Origin of the sequence: Streptomyces humidus, assembly GCF_014649655.1 — a bacterium.
In the GTDB taxonomy this organism is placed as follows: domain Bacteria; phylum Actinomycetota; class Actinomycetes; order Streptomycetales; family Streptomycetaceae; genus Streptomyces; species Streptomyces humidus.
The window spans coordinates 1-8,073 of sequence record NZ_BMTL01000084.1 but is presented as its reverse complement, the minus strand read 5'-3'; the positions used below and the strand labels follow the sequence as shown (position 1 = coordinate 8,073).

Here is an 8,073-nt window from a genome sequence, read left to right as displayed (position 1 = left end):
ACACCATGGTCATCGGCCACCGACCAGCGCGAGTACCCGAGCCTTCACTCACACCAGACCCGTGACCTGCGCAATCACGATGCACGCAACTCATTGGGCTGTTTGACCTGCCCGGTGCTCGCCTGCCCGGTGAGGGCGGAAGCGGCTCCCTGTCGGGCCTCCTTGGTGGGTGCAACGCTGGCCAGACGACTGTTGGCTTCGGTGTCGTTGTCGAAGCACTCCATGGTGCCGTCCTCGTCGACCTCCGCGCAGATCTGGGCTCCTTCCCAGCCTCCGGCTGGATCGATCTTCTTGCCCTTGTAGTACATGTCCACCTGCAAGGTGGGGTCGGCCGCGGCGTGCACCGTGGCCTCCTCCTCAGGTGAGAGCACGCCGGTGATCACGGACGGCTCGGTTCTGCCACGGCGGCAGGGGCTGTGCTGGCGGCGAGAGCGATGGCGGTGGCGATTATGAGATGGCGAATGCGCATGGGTGATCTCCCTGTACATGAGTCTTGTGAGGCGCAGCGCGGAGCGGGGTGGCCAGAACGAGGCGACTATTCCCCCAGTCACTCTCCCGCGGCACGCACCAAGGGGCGCACGCTCGAGAAAAGTTGTTGTCGCGGATACTGAGTCAACAGCGGCAGACCTATAGATCCCCGCCGGACCCGGTAGAGCGCAATACGAGCACTGTGGCGAAACCGGACGCGATTTAACCGGTCATGCCGGCACCAGGAAGTTCACTGGGACCCGCATATGGGCATGGCCGTACAGCAGCCTTACCGTGTTCCCCCGAAACACAATTCCCCCCAAATGAGTGCCGAACATGACGCTGCCGTCCCGCTAGACATGAGTGCAGCGCACATGCAGACGAGGACGTTGGCTACTGCCCCGTCAGGCTCAGGCCACTGTAGTTGCAACCGCTACGGCGGTGGCACTACCGAGGTTTCCCCTGGCCAAAATCGCGCCTCCGGGCGCGGCCAAGCGGAAGCCTCGCCCCGCATGGTTCCAGCAAGCGCTTGCAGCAGTGTGCCAAGAAAGCGGAGTGCGCCTACTCGCAGAGCGTCTTGATCAGGTTGTCTTGATTCTGACGGGGTGAACGGGTCGTGACTCAGTCTGTTCAATTCCCGGCGGGAGACGATCAGTTACGATGACCGCTGCGTTGAGTAAACGGTGTACTTCTTGGTGGGAAGTATCCATCCAACAAACTGCACAAAGCCGTACGGGTTTGCATACCTGGTCGGCTGCAGACGTGTTCACCGAGTTCGTGTCCGACCTGAAGCACCCCGCACGGGAAGACCCTGCCAGTGGCACCAGATGCTGAGCCGTGTCACAGGAGCGGCTGTGGAGTCTGTCCAGTCAACTGCTGTCCCGGACCTTGGAGAACTTTTGAGGCTAAGACCTAGAGCGCACCCGTTCCTCGCACTGCCGGCCGCCGCGTTGGCGGTCGTCGGCCTGATGCCGGCCGCCGCGCCGGCGCTCGCTGCCGAGGCAATCCCCAAACCCTCTCCCGAACCGTCCGTCCGATCCGGGCCGTCGGCGCGGGTCGACGATCCGGGCAAGCGGCTCGGCACAGGCTGGCAGGCGTCGCAGGACCGGGCGGTGACAAGTGCGGCCGATACCGACGGCCTGAATATCCTGGTCGCTGATTCGGCGAAGGCATATGCCTGGATGACCGTCGCCTCCTTGTCGGAGCCGACGATGCCGGCGGACACGTGGATCGGGAACCAGTGCGTTATGGACGCCGATCACATCGCCGCCGTGTACGCTCCCCGCTCGTTCACCAACAAGCCCGACCTGATGCAGGGCGGCGCATTCGCCGCCATCGTCAACACTGCCACCGGCCATGTGGTGAAACTGCCGTTCACCGCATCGCTCGCCTACTTCGACCCTCCTGCAACACGGTCACGCATACCGCAGCGTTCACAGCGTTCCGCGACATGAATGACCCTGCGAAGACGATGACTCGGGTAGTGACCGTCAACACGGCTGGCGAGACGATCGGTTCGGCGGTGACCACGGGCGAGATCACCAGTGCAGTTCCGGTCGGAGACGGAGCGATCGGTGGACGCGGGCATGCCCTGGTCCACATCGACATGGCGGGCAGGACGAAGACGCTCGCCACCACCGACGGCGTGCCGTTCGGCATCCGGCCCACCGCGAACGGGCACGTCGCCTTCCTCGACCACCAGGACAAGTCCGCAGCACACGCCAAACTGTGGCGAGGGCAGGGCAAGCCGTCAGTGATCGTCTCCGGCGAACTCGGCAACTTCGACCTGCGGCAAGGAGTCGAGGGGAGGGTGTTCCTAACCGGCGAACCATCCGCCGCTCACCTCAAGGACACGGGCGTCACACGCATCGACGCCCCCGTGAACACGGACGTATCCACCCTGGGACGCCTCGCTGTCGACCCCGTCCTGACTCCTGGTGTCCGTCGCGGGCTGACGCGGGTCAAGGACGCGGGCCAGAACTTCACGAAGAGCAGTCCAGGGCCAGAGGGCACCACGGAAGGCGCGCCAGACACGATGGGCGGCGAGCAGCCGACCACCGTGACGTCCACGGCCACTGCTACTCAGGCGAAGCTCACCCAATCGGTAGCAGAGCCCACGGCCGCCGGGGGGAGTACATCCATCTCCCCCGCGCTCACCGGCGCCAGCAACTCTCCCCGCCTCAAAGCCGACTCTCGGGCTCACGACCCGGTTGACACCGACCGCTGGTGTTCGGTGCCCCGCAACGATGTCAACTCCCAGGCGTTGCAGCCCACCCCGAACCAAGTCGAGTGGGCCGTCGACATGGCCGTGCGGGGTGAACTGCGCTCGAACCGGATCACACAGGGCGGCTGGCGCAACCAGACCGGGCTGGGCACCATCGACCCGCAGGGACTCTTCCCCCGTCCCTCTCTGACCGGCGGTGGCCGCATCCCTGCGAACGTCCTGCTCGGCGTGATGGCCCAGGAGTCAAACCTCTGGCAGTCCGAACCCGGTGTGGTGCCCGGCCAGATGGGCAGCCCACTGGCCGCCTACGCCGGCTTCTACGGCCACAAGGGCGACGACCCGGCTGCCTACTGGAAGATCAACTGGGCGAAGTCCGACTGCGGATACGGCGTGGGACAGGTCACCGACGGCATGCGGCTGGCGGGGCACGAGAAGGAGGGCGAGACCGCTCTGCCTGTGGCCACCCAGCGCGCGATCGCCCTGGACTACTCTGTCAACGTCGCCGCCTCCCTCTACATCCTCGCGGACAAGTGGAACGAGGTGCACCAACCGACGCAGAAGATCACCGTCAACAATGACGATTCAGCCAGACCCGAGAACTGGTTCGCCGCCCTGTGGAACTACAACCTCGGCTTCAACCCCCGCAGCGCCGAATCGGCTAACGGCAACTGGGGCCTGGGGTGGTACAACAACCCCGCCAACCCGATGTATCCCCCGTCCCGGTCGGCCTTCATGAACACCGACATCGACCCGTTGGCCTCCAAGAACGCTGCTCATCCACAGGATTGGCCGTACGAGGAGAAGGTACTGGGCTGGGCGGCCTGGTCCATGGACACAGGCTATTCCTATGCCACCTCCGGCCGGCAGGACTGGCCGGGCGAGTCCGGCTTCTCCTCGGCTGGCTTCCGCCCCGCCTACTGGAACGGCACGGTCGCCCCTGTCAACATGCAGGGCAGCGCAAAGTACAACCGGGCACACGCCACGCCATCGCGGGATACGTTCTGCAATGCCAAGAACAACTGCAACTCCGCCCGCCCGCCCGACTGCCCCGACGCCGCCTGTTACGCCCAGTACTGGTGGCACGAATCGAACGCCACCTGGAAGAGCGACTGCGCCACCAGTTGCGGCTTCGAGAACATCAAGTACCAGACCCTGTCCGCCGAACCGGGCCGCGGTACCCGGCTCCAGTACGGCACGCCCATCTGTGCCGCCGACAGCAACAACGGTCTCCCTGCGGGCGCGCTGATCGTGAACTCCATGCCTGACAACACGAACACCTACAGCTCGTGCGGCACGACGAGCAACGACAACGGAAGCTTCCAGTTCACGTTCAACTCCGACGGCTCGGTCGGCCCCGGACTCGGGCAGTACGAGGCCAAAGGTGACCTGTACCAAATAGGCGGTGGATACAACGGCCACTTCTGGTACGCCCACACCCGCAGCGCCGCCCACCTCGGCGGTGACAACGGGGTTCTGACCGTCAACGGCACCTGGACCCTCGACCAGAACCTGAACAGCTGGGCCCGTGTGCTCGTGCACCTGCCCGACACAGGCGCCCACACCCAACAGGCCCACTACACCATCCACGGCGTGGCGGGCGGGGACCGGGAGCGCTACCTCAACACTCACTACGGTGCAAACACCTGGGTCGAACTCGGTGTCTACCACTTCACCGGGACTCCCAAAGTGGAGCTCACGAACACCACTGCCGACGGCACCGCCGACGACGATGTGGCGTACACCTCAGTCGCTTTCCAGAAGCTACCGGGCAAGCCGAAGCACATGGTCGTCACCATGGGCGACTCCTACACCTCCGGCGAAGGCGCGGGCAGCTACTCGCCCGAGTCCGACAGAGACCACGGCAAGCGGACCTGGAACGCCTGCCGGCGTAGCGCCAACTCGTGGGGCCGCAAGCTGCTCCTGCCCGGATACAGCACACCTCTCGGCAGTCTCTCGGACAGCCACACCACCTCGGTCGACTTCCAGAGCGTCACCTGCTCCGGCGCAACAACGTCGCAGCTCACGACGGGAGACCCCAACTCATGGGGGTGGATGGGGAACTATCACGAGAAGACGCAGGTCGACTCCGGTGTCCTCAGCCCCGACACGACACTGGTCATGCTGACCATCGGCGGAAACGACGGCGGTAACTTCACCAACGCTGTCAAGAACTGCTACGTGATCGGCGTATGCGACAGAAAAGACTACACGGGAAAAATAGACCAAGCGGTCACCGATACCGAAACCGTGATCGACGAGATCTCCAATGCGGCACCGAACGCGCAGATCGTTCTCATGGGCTACCCCCACATCGTCGGCGAAAGTCAGTGTTGGGCGGGCGACTTCGATACTCTGAACTACCTGGCTGACTACACTCGCGACAAGCAAAAGGCCAAGGTCGACGAGCTGAAGAGGAGCGGCACGAAGGTGGCGTTCGCCGATCCAATCCCCGCGTTCAAGGGTCATGGGCTGTGTGACAGCGACGAATGGATCAACGGGGTGGTGGCAGGTCCCAATGGGGACGGTGACTTCCACGACGGAGATCCCGCCAACCAGGCTCCCTGCATCCCCAAGCCGGGGCAGAACATCTGCCTCAGCCTCGAATCTTTCCACCCGAAGAATGCGGGAACGACAGGCTACGCACAGGTCATGGGCCAGGCTCTGGCCGACATCGGATACAAGGGCAGCTAGTGCAGTCCCTTCACGGGCGTGGTCGGGTGGTCATGGCACGGCTGGAGCGTGCCATGACCACCGGCTGTCTGACCGTCCTGGTCGTGCTGATTGTCGTGCTCAGCACCGTACTCGGCATGTTGTGGTACTGGTCACGGCACACCGACAAGGTCAATGCCGAGCACCGCCAGCAGGCTCTGCTGGCGCTCGACGACCAGCTCCGCCGAACGAAGAACGAGACCATACGTGCCCTCGGCAATGAAGGCTCGGCTGATCCTGACGCACTCACAGCTGTTATCCACCAGCACACCGGTGCTCCAGTGATCTCCTACGATGCCTTCCGTCACACGTTCAGGGCCCGCGTGGTCAAACGGGTCGAGTACGAGTCCAGGTCACTCTTCGGCATCAGCCAGGGCGTGATCGGCAGATGCCTCGAATACACCTACGCCCCGGCGAAAGGCCACGGTTGGACGTCGACGATCTCCGTCGTGAAGTACGACACCTGTGGCCCCTCTGTCTCGATCGGCAGCGGCGCCCGGACAGCCGGCCAGCGTGTCGCTGCTTTGGAAGCGTCGGAGCTGAACCTCACAGGAGTACGGAGGGCTCTCGCGCCCTACCGACGGTTCCTCACGGTCAGCGCCGTCACGAGGACCGGTAGCACGGTGACGGTATCGGTCGTGGTGTCGGAAGAGACCACCCGGCAGTGTTACCGGATCACGCGTAACGGTTCGCAGGTCTTCTCCGTACCCGTTCAAACCTGCCAGGACTGAGCTTGGCGTTTAGCTTGACTCTGTCGGGGATCTTGGAATTTCCCGGTGTGGCAGCATGGTCGACGGGGATGATCGGGGTAGTTCCGCCGACCGATGCAGCTGTCGAGGTGCCCGTTGTCCCTGCGCCCCCTTTCCGTTGAGCACGTTCCGCCCAGGGTCCCGGCAAAGTCGTTGGTCATCCGGTCAGGAGAAGGTTGACGGGGCGGTCGGTGTCGCGGGCGTGATGGCGTAGGGCGGCGGCGATGTTGTGGTGGCCGTGGAGGCGGAGGAGGGTGATCGCGGTGTTGCGGAGGCCGGCCATGACGCGCGGTGCGTTGCCGGTGCGGACCTGGGAGCGGTCCTCACCGAAGGTGACGTCACGGACCCAGTGCAGTCGGTTCTCGATCTCCCAGTGCGACTGCACCCATGCGGCCAGGACCTCTGCGGGCGCGGTGCGTGCGTCCGCGCTGGTGACCAGGTAGACGATCTCGACGGTTCGCTTGCCCTTGCGGGTGACGGTGCGTCGCAGCTGGGCGACCTGCGCGGCTCCGGTGAAGTCGATCCAGGCGGGGACGTCGACGGCCTTGACCGTGCGGGTGGCGCGGCGTCCGTGGCCCCGGTCAGTCCTGCTGGCTGCGGGTATCCGGGCCCAGGGCAGGGCCTTCAGCCGGGCGTACAAGGTCTTCTGATTGGCCTTCACGGTCAGGACGTAGTCGGCACCGGCCTCGATGACGAGGGTCGCGGTGTCGTGCTGGGTGTGGAGCGCGTCCATCGTGACCACCGCTCCGTCCAGGTCAAGGACTCCCAGCAGGTCCCGGGCCGCGGGGATCTCGTTGCTTTTCTCCCGCACGGCGACCTGGCCGAGTACCGCTCCCGAGCCGTGGGCGAGCGCGGCCACCAGATGCGGGGCCGCGGCGTCACCGTCGCGTGCGCCCCGCACGGTCTTGCCATCGATCGCGATCACCCGGCGGCCCGCAACCCGTGCGCTCCTTGTCGCTGCCCATGCCCCCAGGAGGGTGTCGAGACGGTCCGCGTCGAGCCGCGCGAACAGGCGCCGCAGCGTCGACTCGTCCATCGCACCCCGCTCCAGACCCAGCCGCCTCAAGGCCACCGCCCCGGCGTCCTGGGCCCACTCGCCGATCGCTGTGAACCCTCTGGCCCCGGCCACCACCGCACACACCGCAACCGCGATCAGGGCCGCCACCGGATGACGAACCCCACGCCGCCGACGCGGACCAGGCATCCGCCCCAACACCTCGACGAGCAGTTCTTGATTCGGGACGGGAGTGCGGACAGGCGCGGGGATGCGAGACGATGACATGGCGCGGGCGTTGTTCTCTCGGGCGGACGGACGGCGTAGGAACCTCCATCCAACCCGACCGGAACACGCCCGCGTACCTCAACCACCGGCAAAGCCCCACGTCACAGCACCATCAGGCGACTTTGCCGGAGCCCTGCCCTGGCCCCAGCCCCGAGCGCCGGGTGGGGAAAACCAAATTCCGCCAGCACGAGTGCGGCGTCTCGTAGCTGTTCGCAATCGGACTCTACGCTTCCGTAGGTAATTTTCGGTCGACCCACACCACGACTTCATAGAATCGCTTAGATAACTCATGGGTTGCGAGCGGAAACGTGCAACCATTTCACGCCAACGAGCGTGAGAGAGAAGTTATCTCCTGTTACGTGTAGCCGATCTGTGCATAAGGTGACTGTCGTGCTCGGCGGGCGTGACCACCCGCTCAAACACTTCAGTGAGCGACCGGGGGGGGAACTGAGTCGCTACGGGGAAGGGGGAGTTCGTCGTGCCTCGATGTCGGCAGCCACCTGCAACGTCGAATCGGTCCTGTGTGCCGAGGCCCTCGGCCCTGGGCGAATTCCAGGGGTCGTTGCAACACAGTGATCAACTGGCTGTGGCCAGGAGCTTAGCGAGGCGCTCGGCTGGGGTTTCCCAGCCGAGCGTTTTGC

At 64.9% G+C, this 8,073-nt stretch carries 5 protein-coding genes and 1 pseudogene; 3 read left to right on the top strand and 3 right to left on the bottom strand.

All coding sequences use genetic code 11. The features are described from left to right. Positions 1 to 74: 74 nt before the first annotated feature. Complete coding sequence (locus IE239_RS40875; RefSeq protein ID WP_190154521.1) at positions 75 to 383, bottom strand: hypothetical protein; 309 nt, start codon at positions 381 to 383, stop codon at positions 75 to 77. Between the two features lie 939 nt (positions 384 to 1,322). On the opposite strand from IE239_RS40875, the gene IE239_RS42850 reads away from it, so the two are divergent. The 3 genes from IE239_RS42850 to IE239_RS40865 are packed head-to-tail and all read left to right on the top strand — an operon-like array spanning position 1,323 to position 6,132. Then, positions 1,323 to 1,922, top strand: coding sequence for a hypothetical protein (locus IE239_RS42850; RefSeq protein ID WP_229878794.1), 600 nt, complete (start codon positions 1,323 to 1,325; stop codon positions 1,920 to 1,922). Positions 1,923 to 1,951: 29 nt separating this feature from the next. After that, on the top strand, positions 1,952 to 5,383 hold the full coding sequence (locus IE239_RS40870; protein WP_229878793.1) for an SGNH/GDSL hydrolase family protein: 3,432 nt from the start codon (positions 1,952 to 1,954) through the stop codon (positions 5,381 to 5,383). Between the two features lie 32 nt (positions 5,384 to 5,415). Next, complete coding sequence (locus tag IE239_RS40865; protein ID WP_190154520.1) at positions 5,416 to 6,132, top strand: hypothetical protein; 717 nt, start codon at positions 5,416 to 5,418, stop codon at positions 6,130 to 6,132. Between the two features lie 175 nt (positions 6,133 to 6,307). Here IE239_RS40865 and IE239_RS40860 read toward each other — a convergent pair whose 3' ends face one another. Continuing rightward, a complete protein-coding gene (locus tag IE239_RS40860) occupies positions 6,308 to 7,432 on the bottom strand; it encodes an ISAs1 family transposase (RefSeq protein WP_268254569.1) in 1,125 nt (374 codons plus the stop codon). A gap of 536 nt (positions 7,433 to 7,968) precedes the next feature. Next, a pseudogene (locus IE239_RS40855) lies at positions 7,969 to 8,073 on the bottom strand (IS5/IS1182 family transposase); the annotation flags it as partial.